Source organism: Pseudomonas sp. PvP027, assembly GCF_017833005.1.
Classification (GTDB): domain Bacteria; phylum Pseudomonadota; class Gammaproteobacteria; order Pseudomonadales; family Pseudomonadaceae; genus Aquipseudomonas; species Aquipseudomonas congelans.
Map to the genome: position 1 here is coordinate 1,994,395 of NZ_JAFIBK010000001.1, position 16,794 is coordinate 2,011,188.

Below are 16,794 nucleotides of genomic sequence, written 5' to 3' on the forward strand. Positions count from 1 at the left end.
GGTGCGACTCATGCGTGATCCTCTGGTGCCGATTCCTGTGGGGCCGTCGGCGCGGGATTGCGGGTGATGAACATCGCATCACCGTAACTGAAGAAGCGGTAGCCGTGTTCGATGGCCGCCGCGTAGGCCGCCATCGTCTCGGGATAACCGGCGAACGCCGAAACCAGCATCAACAGCGTGGATTCAGGCAAATGGAAATTGGTCACCAGGGCATCGACCACGTGAAACGGCCGGCCTGGATAGATGAAGATGTCGGTATCGCCGCTGAACGGCTTCAATACGCCATCACGCGCGGCACTCTCCAGCGAGCGCACGCTGGTGGTGCCGACGGCAATCACCCGCCCGCCCCGTGCACGGCACGCGGCCACAGCGTCGACCACGTCCTGGCCCACTTCCAGCCATTCGCTGTGCATGTGGTGATCTTCGATCTGCTCGACACGCACGGGCTGGAACGTACCTGCGCCGACATGCAGGGTGACGAACGTGGTTTCCACGCCCTTCGCGGCAATCGCCTCGAGCAGCGGCTGATCGAAATGCAGGCCGGCAGTCGGCGCAGCCACAGCACCCGCACGCTGCGCATAAACGGTCTGATAGCGCTCGCGGTCCGCGCCTTCATCCGGACGGTCTATATAAGGAGGCAACGGCATATGGCCTACACGCTCCAGCAGCGGCAGCACTTCTTCGGCAAAGCGCAGCTCGAACAGCGCGTCGTGCCGCGCCACCATCTCGGCCTCGCCGCCGCCATCGATCAGAATCGACGAGCCCGGCTTTGGCGATTTGCTGGAGCGCACATGGGCCAGCACACGATGGCTGTCCAGCACGCGCTCGACCAGAATCTCCAGCTTGCCGCCGGAGGCCTTCTGCCCGAAAAGGCGTGCGGGAATGACACGGGTATTGTTGAACACCATCAAATCGCCCGGGCGCAGATGCTCGAGCAAATCAGTGAATTGACGGTGTGCCAGCGCCCCCGTCGGCCCATCAAGGGTCAACAGACGACTGCTGCGACGCTCGGCCAGTGGATGGCGAGCAATCAGGGAATCGGGGAGTTCGAAGGTAAAGTCAGCGACGCGCATGATCGGGTTCGTTTAGCAGGGCCGGGAAGTTTATCCGGTTTGACGGCATTAGTAAAAAACCTGCGTAAATCCCTGTTGACCAACAGAAAACTCATCCTTATAATTCGCCGCCATTGAGCCCTGATGGCGGAATTGGTAGACGCGGCGGATTCAAAATCCGTTTTCGAAAGAAGTGGGAGTTCGATTCTCCCTCGGGGCACCACCTTTAAAAAAGACCTTGAATTTCAAGGTCTTTTTTTTCGTCTGCTGGAAAGTGCCATGACTGAATCCGCGATCTGCCCACCTGCCCGGAATCGGCCGCAGAACACCCAGAGTCGCCTTCCGGCGCAGCATGTGGGAACGGAAGTCACACAACCAAGGATAACGCCATGAACAAGATCGTCTACGTAAAAGCTTACTTCAAACCCATTGGAGAATAGGTCACGGTTAAGGTGCCTACCGGCGAAATCAAACAAGGCTTTTTCGGCGAGAAAGAAGTAACGAGAAAAGAGACCCAATGGCAGCAAACCGGCTGGTCTGACTGTGAGATAGACGGTGAACGGCTATCGAAAGACGTCGAAGACGCAGTGGCGCGACTCAATGCTGACGGTTATGAGATTCAAACGGTATTGCCTATATTGTCCGGGGCGTATGATTATGCGCTCAAATACCGATACGAAATACGTCACGATAGATCTGTCTTGAACTCAGGAGATCAGTCATATGTCTTCGGTTATGGCTACAGCTTCACCGAAGGTGTGACTCTGGTGGCGAAAAAATCTCAGTCATCTACAAGCTGAATAAATAATAGTGACTTCCTGTCACTGACGCCGCTCTGCCCTTTGATACGAAAACGCCTGCCTCAACAAGAGGCAAGTGCTCACGCGCAAAAGACCTGCCCGTATCAGCAAGCGCAAGACGCTCGCTTCCACGAAATAACGCGACAGGTCGCGTTGCTACTTTTTGGCGGCAGAGGACGCGCCACCGTCGTATTTGTCGGTGTTGTTGTCGTTATCAAGATCGCGGTCATTTCCGCCGAAGGCCGCATCAGTGTGGTGATCGTTGTCCATGTCCTTGTCGTTACCACCAAACGCTGCATCCGTGTGGTTGTCGTTGTCCAGGTCCTGGTCGTTGCCACCAAACGCCGCGTCGGTGTGGTGGTCATTGTCCATATCTTTGTCATTGCCGCCAAATGCCGCGTCAGTCACGTTGTCGTTATCCAGGTCTCTGTCGTTGCCGCCACAGGTGGCGTCGGTGCTGTTGTCGTTGTCCAGATCACAATCGTTTACAGCGTAAGCAGGTAATGAAGCCCCCACGATGGTCAACGCAAGAAGAAGGCCGCCGATCTTTGCAGTCAGAGTTTTATACGCAAGCATCACTGTTTATCCCTGAAGGTAGAGGAAAAGTACGAGGGTGATTGAATACCGTGATCCGTCAGTCAGACCGTCTGGCTCTAGTTCATTTACCAGACGCTCCGAGCCCGTCTAATCCCGAACGCTTGTGCAGTGCAGCTTTACAGTATCTGACTCTATGACCTGCGTTCTTGAAAATTAGTCATAAGCAGAGCGATGAGTTTTTTATTGCTTAACGTGCGAATCGATACATTATCGTCGTCCGTCCGAAGACTGGACTGTCGCCGGGGGTTCAGTTGTTGGCATGGGCAGTCATGGCCAACACAGCCATGACTGTTTCGCCACCATGGAGAATTAAGCGAGCTTTAAGGCTGGGTCAGTAAGTTTGCAGCGTGGTGTGTTGATTGACCGCGCCAAACCTCTTCCAACCCAGCAAAGGAGTGCCGCAATGCCTGGTCCTTTTGAAAAAAAATGGCTGTGCATCAGCAGAACGGTCACCTACGTTGGCTGGTCACTGTTCTGGCTTCTGCTCTGGGACGTGGCCGTGACCATGGACTTCATGTTGATCCAGGGTGCGGGGATAGATCTCCCACTGATGCCACTCACGCTGCTTTGCTCGGCATTGATCGTGCTGATCAGTTTTCGCAACACCAGCGCCTACAACCGCTGGTGGGAAGCACGCACGTTATGGGGCGCGATGGTCAACAGCTCGCGCAGCTATGGCCGCCAGGTGCTGACCTTGATTGAAGGCAACATTGAAGACAATGCCGATGAGCGCGGCAATCCGGTGAAAGAAGTGCTGTTCAATCGTCACGTGGCTTATCTGCGGGCACTGCGCGCTCATTTGAAAGGCGATGTCAGCAAAGCCAGACTCGAAGGGCTGTTATCGGATTCCGAGATTCAGCGCGCACAAGAGAGCAACAACTTTCCCAATGACATCCTCAACGGCTCGGCGGCCATGATCTCCGAGGAGTTTGCTGGAGGGCGAATCGACAGCATTCGCCTGGCGCGACTGGAATCGACCATGGTCGAACTGTCCAACTGCCAGGGCGGCATGGAGCGCATCGCCAATACACCGCTGCCCTACCCGTACGTCTATTTCCCCAGACTGTTCAGCACCCTGTTCTGCATCATCATGCCGCTGAGTATGGTGACCACCCTGGGCTGGTTCACCCCGGCGATATCCACGGTGGTCGGCTGCATGCTGCTGGCAATGGACCGCATCGGCACTGACCTGCAAGCCCCGTTCGGCGCCAGCCAGCACCGGATCCGCATGGAAGACCTGTGCAACACCATCGAGAAGAACCTGCGCTCGATGTTTGATGCGCCGGCGAGGCAAAAGCTGATGACTGACCCGCAAGACCCGCAGGGCAGTGCCTGGCAACCGCATCGACTGGTCGTTTAGAAGCAGTTGACTGGCGTGCCCATGCTCCACGTCGGCACGCCGGACATTGAGCATCACATTGCCAGACCACAGGCAGTGCGATTCAAAACACAAATCCCTGCCCCAGTTCGCTTTCCATCCATTCCAGAAATCGCCTGACTCTGGGAAAGCCGGAGTGCGCTTTGGGGAATACCAGATGGTGCGCTGCGACTGGTGCAGTCAGGGTTTGGGGGGCGACTTCGATCAGCTCGCCAGTGGCCAGGTACTTTTGCGCCAACAGCGTACTTTCCAGCGCAAAACCCAGCCCGTGGCTGGCCGCTTCGAGTGTCATGTACGAGCGGTCGAAACTCAGCGCGTAGGGTTTTTCCGGGCGAGCCAAGCCATGCCGGGCAAACCATTCAGGCCATTTCAGCAATGTGGCTTCGGAGAGAATCAGTTCGCAGTCGAGCAAGCCTGCGGCGCTCTCTACCGGGCGCCGCGCCAATAATTGCGGAGACGCCAGCACAGCAAATTTCTCGTCACGCAAGGTGCGCACTTCATAGCTTGGCCAGTTCGGCCTGCCATGGCGGATATCCACGTCGATCTTGTCCCTGCTGAAATGCAACGACTCATAGGAACACGACAGGTTGATCTGAATGTCCGGGTGGCTTACCCGAAAGGCTTCCAGCCTCGGCATCAGCCACAGCAGCCCGAAACTGGGCGCGGAATGCAGACGCAGGCAATCAAGGCTGACATCACTGGCGGCACGCTCGGTGGCGACGGCAAGACTGTGCAGCACGCCAGAGACATCTTTCAGGTACTGCTCACCGACTGGCGTAAGGGTCACACCACGGGCGGCCCGAACGAACAGCTGGCGACCAATCAATGCCTCCAGACGAGCCAGCTGGTGGCTGACTGCCGACGGCGTCAGGTCCAGCACTTCGGCTGCTCTGGCCAGATTGCCAAAGCGCGCCGTCTGCTCGAAGGCCTGAAGCGCTTTCAGCGGTGGCAGGCTCTGAGGTGCATCGTCATCAGGCCGCATGGATGCTCCGATGTGTCCGATTATTTGAGTTTCTTTCATTCAACCACTCGCCTGCCGAATTGACGAGAGGTGAATTTTTTTCAGCATCCAGTGATTTTTGCGGCATTGCTCAGGACCGGCACCGGGAACACTCTGAAGTCATCGATCACCCGAATCGAACCCATAACAATAATCAGAGGTAACCCTCATGCTTCTTCAAGGCAAAATTGCAGTGATCACCGGCGCGGCGTCGGCGCGCGGTATCGGTCGCGCAACCGCGATCACCTTCGCCAGCCACGGCGCACGCGTGGTGATTATCGATCTCGACGAGTCCGCGGCACGTGATGCCGCCGCCGCACTGGGCGAAGGCCATCTGGGTCTGGCAGCCAACGTCGCTGACGAAAAACAGGTTCACGAGGCCGTCACGAAAATCATCGCGCACTACGGTCGCATTGACATCCTGGTGAATAACGCCGGTATCACACAGCCGATCAAGACCCTGGACATCCGCCCTTCCGATTACGACAAGGTGCTCGACGTCAGCCTGCGCGGCACCTTGCTCATGTCGCAAGCGGTGATCCCGACCATGCGCGCCCAAGCCTCGGGCAGTATCGTGTGCATGTCTTCGGTCTCCGCCCAGCGCGGCGGCGGCATTTTCGGCGGGCCTCATTACAGCGCAGCGAAAGCCGGCGTACTGGGCCTCGGCAAAGCCATGGCCCGGGAATTCGGCCCCGATCAGGTGCGTGTCAACTCCATCGCCCCCGGCCTGATCCATACCGACATCACCGGCGGCCTGATGCAGGACGAGCGACGCCACACGATTATCGATGGCATCCCGCTGGGTCGTCTGGGCGCGGCGCAGGACGTGGCCAATGCCGCGCTGTTTCTGGCCAGCGACCTGTCGTCCTACCTCACCGGTATCACGCTGGATGTGAACGGCGGCATGCTGATTCACTGACCGCGAGTGGACGGGCTGGCAAACAGCCTGTGTTTGTTCTGGATCGACGATACGCCAGGCGGTTGCCTGGCGGTCTATAAAAACAAGAGATCAGACCATCATGATAACCACCATGACCCTCGACGCGGTGTCGACCACGCGCGCCAATGCCTACCGCAAGACCGCCTGGCGACTGATGCCGTTCCTGATGCTGTGCTACCTGTGCGCTTATCTCGATCGCGTCAATGTCGGCTTCGCCAAGCTGCAGATGATGAACGACCTGGCCTTCAGCGAAACCGTCTACGGGCTGGGTGCAGGCATGTTTTTCATCGGTTATTTTCTTTGTGAGGTGCCCAGCAACCTGATTCTTCACCGGGTCGGTGCCAGACGCTGGATCGCCCGCATCATGATCTCCTGGGGGATCATTTCCGCACTCTTCGCCTTCGTCGAAACCGCCTGGCAGTTCTACGCCCTGCGCTTTCTGCTCGGGGTGGCGGAAGCCGGACTGGCACCCGGTCTGCTGCTGTACCTGACGTACTGGTTCCCCTCTTATCGCCGCGCGCGCATGACCGTGCTGTGGTTCATCGCCATCCCACTGTCCGGCATGATCGGCGGCCCGCTGTCGGGCTACATCATGACCCGCTTCGCAGGCGTTCATGGCTGGGCCGGCTGGCAATGGATGTTCGTCCTCGAAGCGATCCCGACAGTGATCGTCGGCCTGCTGGTCCTGAGCTATCTGAAGGACGGCGTGCATCAGGCGACATGGCTGTCCGCTGAAGAAAAGGAGCTGGTCAACAAGGAGCTGCAAGAAGACAACAGCCAGAAAGTGGTACACGCGTCGGTAGGCGCCTTCATTCGCGACAAGCGTCTGTGGCTGCTGGCGTGCATCTACTTCTGCGTGGTGATGGGCCAGTACGCGATCACCTTCTGGCTGCCGACGCTGATTCGCAATGCGGGCGTTTCCGACCCGCTGCATATCGGCCTGATGACCAGCCTTCCCTACCTGTGCGCAATCGTCGTGATGCTGTTGATGGGGCGCAGCGGCGACAAGCATCGAGAACGCCGCTGGCACCTGGTCGGCCCGATGATCGCAGGCGCGCTCGGGCTGAGTCTGGCGGCGCTGTTCGGCGGCAATCTGCTGCTGTCGGTGCTCAGTCTGTGCCTCGCCGCAGCGGGCATTCTCTCGGCATCATCAATGTTCTGGATGCTGCCCACCACCCTGCTGGGCGGGGTATCGGCGGCCGCCGGGATCGCCGGAATCAACAGCTTCGCCAATCTCGCGGGCTTCTGTTCGCCCTACCTGATCGGCTGGATCACCACCACGACCGGCTCAAGCGCCATCGGCATGTACCTGATTACCGGCGTGCTGTTCATCGGCGCTTATCTGGTGCTGCGCATCCCTGCCGCCTCGGTCAATCGTTGAGTCAACGGAGTAATCACCATGACAGCCACTACTTTATCTGCGCCTGCCACCTCACTGGCGCAGCGTGCCCATAACATTCGCCGGCACGCATTACGCATGGGTCAGGTTCAGGGCCAGGGTTACGTCGGACAGGCGCTGGGCGCTGCGGACCTGCTGGCCGTGTCCTATTTTCACGCGCTGAACTATCGCCCTGAAGACCCTGACTGGGAACAGCGCGACCGTTTTTATCTGTCGATCGGCCATTACGCCATTGCGCTGTACGCGGCGTTGATCGAGGCCGACATCATCCCGCTCGACGAACTGGAAACCTACGGCTCCGACGACAGCCGACTGCCCATGTCAGGCATGGCCACGTATACCCCGGGAATGGAAATCACCGGCGGCTCACTGGGTCATGGGCTGGGCATTGCCGTGGGGGCCTGCCTGGGTTTGAAGCGCAAGAACTCCAGTTCCTTCGTCTACAACCTGCTGTCGGACGGTGAACTGAACGAAGGCTCCACCTGGGAAGCGGCCATGTCCGCCTCGCACTGGAAGCTGGACAACCTGATCGCGATTATCGATGTGAACAACCAGCAGGCCGATGGCCACTCCAGTGAAGTACTGGCGTTCGAACCCATTGTCGATCGCTGGCAGGCGTTTGGCTGGTTTACCCAACGGGTCGACGGCAACGATCTTGACGCGCTCGTCGCAGCTTTCGACAAGGCGCGCCAGCATGACGGCACGCAGCCCAGGGTGATCATCTGCGACACAAAAATGGGCAAGGGCGTGGCGTTTCTGGAGACCCGTGAGAAGACCCACTTCATCCGTGTGGATGAGCATGAATGGGACGTCGCACTGAATAATCTCGACGAGGGGAAAACCGTATGAGCTCTGCCAATCACACCTCGGCTCCGTCCGTGGCCACGAAGAAAAAACTGACCACCTCGGCGATGATCGCGTCTATCGCATCCGAGGGTCAGGCCACTCGCCCGGCTCCGTTCGGCCATGCATTGGCGGCGCTCGCGGAGCAACGTCAGGACATCGTCGGGCTGTCGGCTGACCTGTCGAAATACACAGACCTGCACATCTTCGCCAAGGCGCATCCCGAGCGTTTCTATCAAATGGGCATGGCCGAACAGTTGCTGATGAGCGCAGCGGCCGGCATGGCCCGGGAAGGTTTCGTACCGTTTGCGACCACTTATGCCGTGTTCGCCTCCCGCCGCGCGTATGACTTCATTTGTATGGCGATTGCCGAAGACAACCTCAATGTCAAAATCGTCTGCGGTCTGCCGGGCCTGACCACCGGGTACGGACCCAGCCATCAGGCCACCGACGACCTGGCGATCTTTCGCGCCATGCCCAATCTGATGATCGTCGACCCCTGTGATGCACTGGAAATCGAGCAGGCCGTACCGGCGATCGCAGCGCATCAGGGCCCGGTGTACATGCGCCTGCTGCGCGGTAACGTGCCTTTGGTGCTGGACGAGTACGGTTACACATTCGAGATCGGCAAAGCCAAGACACTGCGCACTGGCAACGACGTGCTGATCATTGCCACCGGCCTGATGACCATGCGCGCACTGGAAGCGGCCAAGCAGCTGCAGGCTGACGGTATCGACGTGGCAGTGCTGCACGTACCCACCATAAAACCGCTGGACGAACAGACCATTCTCGCTGAGGCCAGAAAGCCAGGCCGACTGGTGGTGACGGCCGAAAACCATTCGGTCATTGGCGGGTTGGGCGAGGCAGTGGCGACGGTGCTGCTGCGCAATGGCGTGACGCCCACGTTCAGGCAGATCGCCCTGCCGGACGCTTTTCTCGACGCTGGCGCGCTGCCTACACTGCATGACCGTTATGGCATTTCCACGCCCGCCGTCTGTACGCAAATCAAGGCGTGGCTTTAAGCACTGGCAGGCGCAGGGGCTTATACCCCTTGTGCCTCGGGAGCACGTATTGAACGCCAATGAACTACTGGATCCGGCCTATCGCTCGTTCATGGATGAGCCGTCGAGCTACTGGACACTGCACACGCTTGCCGAGATAAGGGCTCGCGTCAGCGCCACCTGGTCAGCCGCCGCCACAGCATGCAGCGAACAACACTGGACTTCCTCCGATTCAGACAACGGCATCAGGCTGTGTCTTTATCGCCCGAACCTTTCGCTCCCTCATAAGGGGCTCCCCGTCATCCTGTATATCCATGGCGGCGGCTTTGTACTTGGCAGCCCGGAGATGGCCGATGATTACCTAGCAAAGCTGGCCGCCGAGCTCAAGGCAATAGTCATTGCCGTCGACTACCGGCTTGCCCCCGAGCATCCGTTCCCGATCCCGCTGGAGGACTGTTACGCAGCGCTGAAGTGGATATTCTGCAATGGGCCGGTGCACGGCATGAACACCGGCCACGTGGTGATCATGGGCCACAGCGCCGGCGGCGGGCTTGCTGCCGCGCTTGCCCTGCTTGCAAGAAACAGGGGGATTACGGCAATCGCCGGCCTGGTGCTGATCTACCCGATGCTGGATCACCGCACAGGCGCGCCCGACACTCCGCCAGCCAACCCGACTACCGGCACTTTCAGCTGGTCGCGTCAGGCCAATCATTTTTGCTGGGAATGCCTGCGCGGTGACTACGCACTGGACGATGATCGCAAGGCCCTGTTCTCCCCGGCACTGGCCAACGAACTGAGCGATCTGCCGCCCACCTTTATCGGCGTCGGCGCACTCGATCTGTTTCTGGAAGAGGATCTGGCCTTCGGGCTGAGCCTGTCACGCTCGGGGGTGCCGGTGGAATTGCATGTCTACCCAGGCGTGCCACATATGTTCGATCAGTTGCCGGGGGAGCAGACCACGCAGGCTACGCAAGATATTGCCCGCGCCGTGCGCAGGATGATCGCCGCAGGGTTATGCGACTAGAATGACGCACATGTTGCATCAATCCGGAAACAAGGGAATGTATGTTCAAGCAATGCCTGTTACTCGCTGCGTCGATATCACTGAGCGGCTGCTGGAGCCTGATGTATCACCTCGATGGTGAACGTTGCGTCTATCCCGGCACACGGCACGGCTGGGCATGGGGTACCAAAGACGTCGCATCGACCTGGCCCTGGCTGATAGACGTGCCGTTCTCTCTGGCGCTGGATACGCTGCTTTTGCCCTACGACCTCACCGCTTTTCTGCCGGAAAACCTTGGCGGTGATGATCGCGAGTGCCATTTCAATGATGGGCTGAATGTGCTTGGTTGACAGGCACCCACAGAGTAAGGACACGTTGATGCTCGCCACCAGACTTCACCTCCTGTGCGGCAAGATCGCATCCGGTAAATCGACACTGGCAAAATCAATCGCGACCGAGCATTCAGCGATCCTGCTGAGTGAAGATCAATGGCTCTCTCGGCTCTACCCCGACGAGATCACATCAGTGGCGGACTACGTGCGCCTGGCCCACCGGATTCGCGACATCATCGGCCCTCTGGTCATCGACATGCTGAAGGCCGGCATGTGCGTGGTTCTGGATTTCCCTGCCAATACGCTCGCCGACCGCCAGTGGCTTCGCAGCCTGGCTGACGACGCGCAGGTTAAGCATCGACTGCACTTTCTTGATGTGGAAGATGATATTTGCCTTGCCAGACTGCATGCCCGCAACGAAAGAGCCGAGCATGACTTTGCGGCTACAGATGCGCAGTTCAGGCTCATCACCCGCTACTTCCAGACTCCCCACACTGATGAGGGGCTGGATATTCTGGTTCACGGCCTGTAACTCACCGCCTGTAACTCACCAAAGGGTGCGTGGCGATGTCCTTCCGGCACTCTGTTTTCTGAGGTTCCTGCAACAGGCACCCTGCTTAGCCGGTCGGCGAAGATCGGAACAGACGGATGCCTTCACGCCACTACGCAACGAAACCTGTCATATGAACCTTCGGCCGATATGGCGCTCACTTTATAGGTTGCCTTGTCTCATTGCCGAAAGGAATTCGCATGCTTTCGACCTCACCAGCGACCCGTCTTGTCAGCCCTGTCGAGCGTGAGCTCAGTCTACGCGCGGTCATTACCGGGGTTGTGCTCGGTATCCTGTTGACGCCTTCCAATGTGTACGCCGGGTTGAAGATCGGCTGGTCGTTCAACATGTCGATCATTGCGCTGTTGATCGGTTATGCGATCTGGCAAGGGCTGTCGAAGCGCTCGTCCGCGCAGCTGCCGTGGACGCTGCATGAGAGCAACATCAATCAGACTGTCGCCTCCGCCGCTGCGTCGATCATTTCCGGCGGGCTGGTCGCGCCGATTCCGGCTTATACCTTGCTGACCGGCCAGCAACTGGATGCCGTCCCGATGATCGCCTGGGTCTTCTCGGTGAGCTTTCTGGGGATCTGGATTGCCTGGTATTTGCGGCCGTCACTGCTCAATGACACATCGCTGAAATTTCCCGAAGGCATGGCCACTCTGGAAACCCTTCTGCACATCTACAATCATGGACGTGAAGCTGCGACGCGCCTCAAGGTCCTGCTCAGTACCGCGTTGCTGTCGGCGCTGGCCAAATGGATCGACACGTTCATATGGGCGTTCCCGCGCTGGTCGCCAACGGCTCAGCTGGAGCGCCTGACCTTCAGCGCTGACCCCTCGCTGCTGCTGGTGGGGTTCGGGGCGATTATCGGTATTCGCGTCGGCTTGACCCTGCTGATCGGTGCCTTGCTGGCCTGGGGTGGCCTGGCGCCGTGGCTGCTGGAACAGGGGCTAGTGACGTTACCGGCCGACAGCAGCGGCCCGCAGTTCGCTGCGCTGGTGGAATGGTTGCTGTGGCCAGGCGTGAGTCTGATGGTCTGTTCGACGCTGGCTTCTCTGGCCATCCGCCTGTGGACACTGCACGCTTCCACCAAGGCCAGTGGCGGGACGCCCTGGTCAATGCCCAGGCCCGGACCGGCCGCCGGTTTTGCGCTGGCGATCCTGCTGGTCGTCAGCCTGCAGGCGCTGTTGTTCGGTATCAATCTGTGGATGGCACTGCTGACCATTCCTCTGGCGATCTGCCTGGCGGCCGTGGCAGCTCGCGTGGTGGGTGCCACGGGTATTCCGCCTATCGGGGCAATCGGGCAGTTGTCGCAACTGAGCTTCGGCATCGTCGCGCCCGGTCAGGTGCCAATCAACCTGATGAGCGCCAACACGGCCGGCGGTTCAGCCGGGCAATGCACCGATTTGATGAATGACTTCAAGGTAGGCCGGGCGATCGGTGCCACACCGCGTAAACAGCTGATTGCCCAGACCCTGGGGATTTTCGTCGGCAGTATCGTCGGGGTCCTGGCCTATATGGCGCTGATCCCGGACCCGCAATCAATGCTGCTCACCGAAGAGTGGCCAGCCCCGGCAGTGGCGACCTGGAAAGCGGTGGCGCAGACGCTGACGCACGGTCTGGACTCGCTGTCGGCGAGCATCCGCTGGGCAATTTTCATCGGTGGTCTGGCCGGTTTGCTGCTGGGCATCCTCGACAGCACACTGCCCGCGCACCGCGCACGGTACTTGCCCAGCGCTGCAGCATTGGGCCTGGCCTTCGTACTGCCAGCCTCGGTGTCGTTGATGATGGCGCTCGGTGCAGTGCTCACCTGGCTGGTGAACTGTCGCTGGCCATCGCTTACCGAACGCTTCGCCATCACCGCAGCGGCTGGCCTGATTGCCGGCGAGAGCATTACCGGCGTAGGTGCGTCGTTGTGGCAGATGGTTCAGAACGGCGGGTAGCCGGGTGCCTGGCGCGACAGACAAACTGCTATGCTTCGCGCCTGTGCAAGCGAGTTGAAGAACATGAATCGTCGCAAGAAAATCCAGCAGTTGCTGAAAGCCCACGCCAAAAAGGCCAGCGCCAAACTGGCCCCGCAGAGCAAGGCCAAATACATCAGCAAGGCCGACCGCATGAAGCTGGCGGCCGAAGCGGACCAGGACTCGATCAGCCCGTCCGAAGGCTGACCCGCCACGTAAGCGCCATCGTGCGATGCTCTGCGTCTTGTGCCGTTCCGGACGCTTTGCGTCCTCCTGCGACGCAGAGCTTCGAGAGCTGCATTCCCACGCTGGAGCGTGAGGAACGATCAACCCCAATATCGTGCGACGCTCCGCGTCTTGTGCCGTTCCGGACGCTTTGCGTCCTCCTGCGACGCAGAGCTTCGAGAGCTGCATTCCCACGCTGGAGCGTGCGGAACGATAATCTCAACTATCGTGCGACGCTCTGCGTCGTATGCCTTTCCGGACGCTCTGCGTCCTCTTGCGACGCAGAGCGTCGGGAACTGCATTCCCACGCTGGAGCGTGCGGAACGATCAGCCAAAATATCGTGCGGCGCTCCGCGTCGTATGCCTTTCCGGATGCTCTGCGTCCTCTTGCGACGCAGAGCGTTGAGAACTGCATTCCCACGCTGGAGCGTGCGGAGCGATCAACCCCAATATCGTGCGACGCTCCGCGTCGTATGCCTTTCCGGACGCTCTGCGTCCTCTTGCAACGCAGAGCGTTGAGAACTGCACTCCCACGCTGGAGCGGCGGAACGATCAGCCCGAATATCGTGCGACGCTCCGCGTCGTATGCCTTTCCGGACGCTCTGCGTCCTCTTGCAACGCAGAGCGTCGAGAACTGCACTCCCACGCTGGAGCGGCGGAACGATCAGCCCGAATATCGTGCGACGCTCCGCGTCGTATGCCGTTCCGGACGCTCTGCGTCCTCTTGCAACGCAGAGCGTCGAGAACTGCACTCCCACGCTGGAGCGGCGGAACGATCAGCCCGAATATCGTGCGACGCTCCGCGTCGTATGCCGTTCCGGACGCTCTGCGTCCTCTTGCAACGCAGAGCGTCGAGAACTGCACTCCCACGCTGGAGCGGCGGAACGATCAGCCCGAATATCGTGCGACGCTCCGCGTCGTATGCCTTTCCGGACGCTCTGCGTCCTCTTGCGACGCAGAGCGTCGAGAACGGCATACGACGCGGAGCGTGCGGAACGAGAGGTGTCCGGGAGAACACTTCTCGTAAATATGCGCAGTGCAAGCGCTTCAGGCACGCCTGTTACTTGGCGAAAGAATACTCCCCGCCCTGCTCCAACGCCTTGCGGTACGCAGGCCTGCCTTGCAGTCGTTCAACCCACGCGGTCACGTTCGGGTAGGACTGCAGCATTCCCTGGGCTTTGGCGAACTCGCCGATAAAGCTCATCTGAATATCCGCACCACTCAACTCGTCGCCAAGCAGATAAGGCGTCAGCCCCAGGGCTTCGTTCAGATAGCCCAAATAGTTGGCCAGCTCCGACTGGATACGCGGATGCAGCGGCGCACCCGCGTCACCCAGGCGTCCGACATACAGGTTGAGCATCAGCGGAAGAATCGCCGAGCCTTCGGCGAAGTGCAGCCATTGCACGTATTCGTCGTAGGTAGCGCTGGCAGGGTCAGGCTGCAGACGACCGTCGCCATGACGGCGAATCAGGTAGTCGACAATGGCGCCGGACTCGATGACGACATGCGGACCATCTTCGATGACAGGTGATTTGCCCAGCGGATGCACGGCCTTGAGCTCGGGTGGCGCCAGGTTGGTTTTCGGGTCGCGCTGATAACGCTTGATTTCGTAGGGCAGGTCGAGCTCTTCGAGCAACCACAGAATACGCTGCGAACGTGAGTTGTTCAGGTGATGGACAGTGATCATGTCGGGCTCCGCCGGGTGAGAGTGTCTAAAAAAGACTGCGCTACTACCCCGGAGTGCCCTGAAATGATTTTACTTCGATGAACGTACAGGAATCGTTCAGGCGCTTCTGTCACTCGAGGCGCCCGCCGCTTCGCCACGAAGCTCGCGTTCCACTGCCGCTTTATCAATGACCGACCAGACGCCGACGATCTTGCCGTCGCCAAAGGTGTAGAACACGTTTTCGCTGAAGGTAATGCGCTTGCCACGCGCCTCCAGCCCGAGAAAACGGCCTTGCGGCGAGCAGTTGAAGAGCAGACGGGCGGCAACCTGTGGTGCTTCGACCACCAGCAGGTCGATATTGAAACGCAGGTCGGGGATGATCCTGACGTCGTTTTCCAGCATCGCCCGGTAACCGGCCAGACTGATCCGCTCGCCGTTGTAGTGCACGCCGTCGTCGACGAAATCGCTCAGGTCCTGCCAGCGACGGTCGTTGAGGCAGGCGAGGTAGGCACGGTACTGATCGGCCAGGTTCATGTTGCGCCCTCCTTTTCAAAGATACCGACGCAGCCTCGTTGAAAAGGCTGCATACAATTGCGGCCTTACTGTAGCGCTTATGCCAACGCCTGCGCCGGACCAAAAAACTCGTAATGGCTTTGCCGATCCGGTACGCCCAACTCGTGCAGCGCACGTTTCATGAAGGCCATGAACGGCTGCGGGCCGAGAAAGTAGACCTCGATATCCCGACTGGCAGGTAACCACTGCCTCAGATGTGCCAGCGAAGGAAGCCCTGTCAGCCGCCCCGCAGACACATCGCCGGGCATCAAGTCGCTATGCACAACGTGTGCAGCGAACTGCGGATAGCGCTCGCGCCATTCATCAATGACAGTCTGGAATCCCTGTACGCTGGCGTTACGCGCGTAGTGGATAAACACGACGTCTCGATTGCCTGCCTGCAACGCTGTTTCAGCCATGGCCAGCGTCGGGGTGATGCCAACGCCGCCGCTGATCAGCACCAACGGCCTGGCACTGTCGATGAGGACAAACTCGCCCGAGGGCGGGAACAGTTCGACGGTGTCATCCACCATGATCCGGTCGTGCAGATAGCCGGAGGCAACCCCGCCTTGCTGGCGCTTGACGCTGATGCGATAGCCGAGGCCATTGGCCGGCGCAGAGAGCGAGTAATTTCGACGAACCTCGCCACTTTCCGGGTTCAGACGAATACCGATGTACTGACCGGCCTTGTGCGCGATCACCGGTTTACCATCCACAGGCTGCAGATAGAACGAGGTAATTTCGCTGCTTTCCGCGACCTTGCGGGTGACCTTGAATTGCCGTGCGCCCCGCCACCCACCTGGCGCAGCGGCGATGCTCTGGTAAACGTCGTGCTCGGCATTGACCAGCAGGTCAGCCAGTTGCTGATACGCCGCAGCCCAGGCATCAATCACATGATCCGTGGCGGTCTCTGCGCCCAATACCTCGCGAATGGCCCGTAACAGACAGGCACCGACAATCGGATAGTGCTCCGGCAGTATCTGTAGCGCGACATGCTTGTTGACGATCTGCGACGCCAGCGGCCCTAGGTTTTCCAGGTGATCGATGTTGCACGCGTACATCAACACTGCATTGGCCAGCGCTCGCGGCTGTGCGCCATTGGCCTGGTTGGCCTGATTGAACAGGGGGCGAACCTCGGGATAGCCGTCGAGCATGATTCGATAGAAATGCGTGGTCAGCGCTTCGCCACCCGTCTCAAGGATCGGTACGGTGGCTTTGATGATGTCGCGCTGGGTGGTGGTGAGCATGATCGACTCCAGAAATACTCAGGCAGGTTCCTGTAGTGATAGCAACGCGCATGCCAGATAAAAACTACTTGAAAATCAATGAAAAGCATTTTTCTATAGTCAAAAAGACCTAGTCTTATTGACAACAATTGCGAAATTTCTTGTCATTATGACCAGAGAAAGTTAATCGTTTCAGCAGCCTCGCACGCAAGGCTTTTGCCAAGAAAACAATCCCGAGCGGGTTTGTAGGGAACTAGCGCGACCGA

At 59.2% G+C, this 16,794-nt stretch carries 16 protein-coding genes, 1 tRNA gene and 1 pseudogene; 12 read left to right on the plus strand and 6 right to left on the minus strand.

Annotated features, from left to right (window positions below; genetic code table 11):
* Positions 1–8 precede the first annotated feature (8 nt).
* The gene (gene queA, locus JOE33_RS08190) at positions 9–1,073 is read right to left on the minus strand and encodes a tRNA preQ1(34) S-adenosylmethionine ribosyltransferase-isomerase QueA (protein WP_187625122.1); all 1,065 of its coding nucleotides are present in this window, start codon (positions 1,071–1,073) and stop codon (positions 9–11) included.
* A gap of 117 nt (positions 1,074–1,190) precedes the next feature.
* Here queA and JOE33_RS08195 point away from each other — a divergent pair.
* Positions 1,191–1,275, plus strand: a tRNA-Leu gene (locus JOE33_RS08195).
* A gap of 166 nt (positions 1,276–1,441) precedes the next feature.
* Positions 1,442–1,852, plus strand: a pseudogene (locus tag JOE33_RS08200) (hypothetical protein).
* Positions 1,853–2,008: 156 nt separating this feature from the next.
* On the opposite strand, the gene JOE33_RS08205 reads toward JOE33_RS08200, so the two are convergent.
* Positions 2,009–2,428 carry a hypothetical protein gene (locus JOE33_RS08205; protein WP_010428334.1) on the minus strand — a complete coding sequence of 140 codons (420 nt, stop codon included), beginning with the start codon at positions 2,426–2,428 and terminating at the stop codon, positions 2,009–2,011.
* A 424-nt stretch (positions 2,429–2,852) separates the two neighbouring features.
* Here JOE33_RS08205 and JOE33_RS08210 point away from each other — a divergent pair, with 424 nt between their 5' ends.
* Entirely contained in the window at positions 2,853–3,809 is a 957-nt protein-coding gene (locus JOE33_RS08210; RefSeq protein ID WP_096129901.1) for a bestrophin family ion channel, read from the plus strand.
* 82 nt (positions 3,810–3,891) lie between these two features.
* Here JOE33_RS08210 and JOE33_RS08215 read toward each other — a convergent pair whose 3' ends face one another.
* Entirely contained in the window at positions 3,892–4,809 is a 918-nt protein-coding gene (locus tag JOE33_RS08215) for a LysR substrate-binding domain-containing protein (RefSeq protein ID WP_010428338.1), read from the minus strand.
* A gap of 187 nt (positions 4,810–4,996) precedes the next feature.
* On the opposite strand from JOE33_RS08215, the gene JOE33_RS08220 reads away from it, so the two are divergent.
* The 9 genes from JOE33_RS08220 to JOE33_RS08260 all read left to right on the plus strand — a co-directional run bounded on the left by JOE33_RS08220 (position 4,997) and on the right by JOE33_RS08260 (position 13,066).
* Positions 4,997–5,746 (plus strand): SDR family NAD(P)-dependent oxidoreductase, encoded by a 750-nt coding sequence (locus tag JOE33_RS08220; RefSeq protein WP_032613754.1) that lies wholly within the window; start codon positions 4,997–4,999, stop codon positions 5,744–5,746.
* Between the two features lie 100 nt (positions 5,747–5,846).
* Entirely contained in the window at positions 5,847–7,148 is a 1,302-nt protein-coding gene (locus tag JOE33_RS08225; protein WP_003409041.1) for an MFS transporter, read from the plus strand.
* Between the two features lie 18 nt (positions 7,149–7,166).
* A complete protein-coding gene (locus tag JOE33_RS08230) occupies positions 7,167–8,015 on the plus strand; it encodes a transketolase (protein ID WP_010428350.1) in 849 nt (282 codons plus the stop codon).
* Positions 8,012–9,031 carry a transketolase family protein gene (locus tag JOE33_RS08235; protein WP_010428354.1) on the plus strand — a complete coding sequence of 340 codons (1,020 nt, stop codon included), beginning with the start codon at positions 8,012–8,014 and terminating at the stop codon, positions 9,029–9,031. The genes JOE33_RS08230 and JOE33_RS08235 overlap by 4 nt, the downstream gene beginning before the upstream one ends.
* Positions 9,032–9,080: 49 nt before the next feature.
* The gene (locus tag JOE33_RS08240; protein ID WP_122693589.1) at positions 9,081–10,034 is read left to right on the plus strand and encodes an alpha/beta hydrolase; all 954 of its coding nucleotides are present in this window, start codon (positions 9,081–9,083) and stop codon (positions 10,032–10,034) included.
* 41 nt (positions 10,035–10,075) lie between these two features.
* The gene (locus JOE33_RS08245; RefSeq protein WP_054992944.1) at positions 10,076–10,363 is read left to right on the plus strand and encodes a YceK/YidQ family lipoprotein; all 288 of its coding nucleotides are present in this window, start codon (positions 10,076–10,078) and stop codon (positions 10,361–10,363) included.
* A gap of 28 nt (positions 10,364–10,391) precedes the next feature.
* A complete protein-coding gene (locus tag JOE33_RS08250) occupies positions 10,392–10,877 on the plus strand; it encodes an ATP-binding protein (RefSeq protein WP_054992943.1) in 486 nt (161 codons plus the stop codon).
* Positions 10,878–11,095: 218 nt separating this feature from the next.
* Positions 11,096–12,841, plus strand: a complete 1,746-nt coding sequence (locus JOE33_RS08255; protein WP_187625123.1) for an OPT family oligopeptide transporter — start codon at positions 11,096–11,098, stop codon at positions 12,839–12,841.
* Positions 12,842–12,904: 63 nt separating this feature from the next.
* Entirely contained in the window at positions 12,905–13,066 is a 162-nt protein-coding gene (locus JOE33_RS08260; RefSeq protein ID WP_080009190.1) for a DUF2986 domain-containing protein, read from the plus strand.
* Between the two features lie 1,078 nt (positions 13,067–14,144).
* Here the strand turns inward: JOE33_RS08260 and JOE33_RS08265 are convergent.
* From JOE33_RS08265 to hmpA, 3 genes are all read right to left on the minus strand, one after another.
* Complete coding sequence (locus JOE33_RS08265) at positions 14,145–14,771, minus strand: glutathione S-transferase (protein WP_004406575.1); 627 nt, start codon at positions 14,769–14,771, stop codon at positions 14,145–14,147.
* A 96-nt stretch (positions 14,772–14,867) separates the two neighbouring features.
* Positions 14,868–15,284, minus strand: a complete 417-nt coding sequence (locus tag JOE33_RS08270) for an ester cyclase (protein ID WP_122530364.1) — start codon at positions 15,282–15,284, stop codon at positions 14,868–14,870.
* 77 nt (positions 15,285–15,361) lie between these two features.
* A complete protein-coding gene (gene hmpA, locus JOE33_RS08275; RefSeq protein WP_122591026.1) occupies positions 15,362–16,549 on the minus strand; it encodes an NO-inducible flavohemoprotein in 1,188 nt (395 codons plus the stop codon).
* Between the last annotated feature and the right edge of the window lie 245 nt (positions 16,550–16,794).

Coding starts and splice junctions, on each gene's coding strand:
- queA (WP_187625122.1), bottom strand. CDS start 1,073: ATGCGCGTCGCTGACTTTACCTTCGAACTCCCCGATTCCCTGATTGCT.
- JOE33_RS08205 (WP_010428334.1), bottom strand. CDS start 2,428: ATGCTTGCGTATAAAACTCTGACTGCAAAGATCGGCGGCCTTCTTCTT.
- JOE33_RS08210 (WP_096129901.1), top strand. CDS start 2,853: ATGCCTGGTCCTTTTGAAAAAAAATGGCTGTGCATCAGCAGAACGGTC.
- JOE33_RS08215 (WP_010428338.1), bottom strand. CDS start 4,809: ATGCGGCCTGATGACGATGCACCTCAGAGCCTGCCACCGCTGAAAGCG.
- JOE33_RS08220 (WP_032613754.1), top strand. CDS start 4,997: ATGCTTCTTCAAGGCAAAATTGCAGTGATCACCGGCGCGGCGTCGGCG.
- JOE33_RS08225 (WP_003409041.1), top strand. CDS start 5,847: ATGATAACCACCATGACCCTCGACGCGGTGTCGACCACGCGCGCCAAT.
- JOE33_RS08230 (WP_010428350.1), top strand. CDS start 7,167: ATGACAGCCACTACTTTATCTGCGCCTGCCACCTCACTGGCGCAGCGT.
- JOE33_RS08235 (WP_010428354.1), top strand. CDS start 8,012: ATGAGCTCTGCCAATCACACCTCGGCTCCGTCCGTGGCCACGAAGAAA.
- JOE33_RS08245 (WP_054992944.1), top strand. CDS start 10,076: ATGTTCAAGCAATGCCTGTTACTCGCTGCGTCGATATCACTGAGCGGC.
- JOE33_RS08250 (WP_054992943.1), top strand. CDS start 10,392: ATGCTCGCCACCAGACTTCACCTCCTGTGCGGCAAGATCGCATCCGGT.
- JOE33_RS08255 (WP_187625123.1), top strand. CDS start 11,096: ATGCTTTCGACCTCACCAGCGACCCGTCTTGTCAGCCCTGTCGAGCGT.
- JOE33_RS08260 (WP_080009190.1), top strand. CDS start 12,905: ATGAATCGTCGCAAGAAAATCCAGCAGTTGCTGAAAGCCCACGCCAAA.
- JOE33_RS08265 (WP_004406575.1), bottom strand. CDS start 14,771: ATGATCACTGTCCATCACCTGAACAACTCACGTTCGCAGCGTATTCTG.
- JOE33_RS08270 (WP_122530364.1), bottom strand. CDS start 15,284: ATGAACCTGGCCGATCAGTACCGTGCCTACCTCGCCTGCCTCAACGAC.
- hmpA (WP_122591026.1), bottom strand. CDS start 16,549: ATGCTCACCACCACCCAGCGCGACATCATCAAAGCCACCGTACCGATC.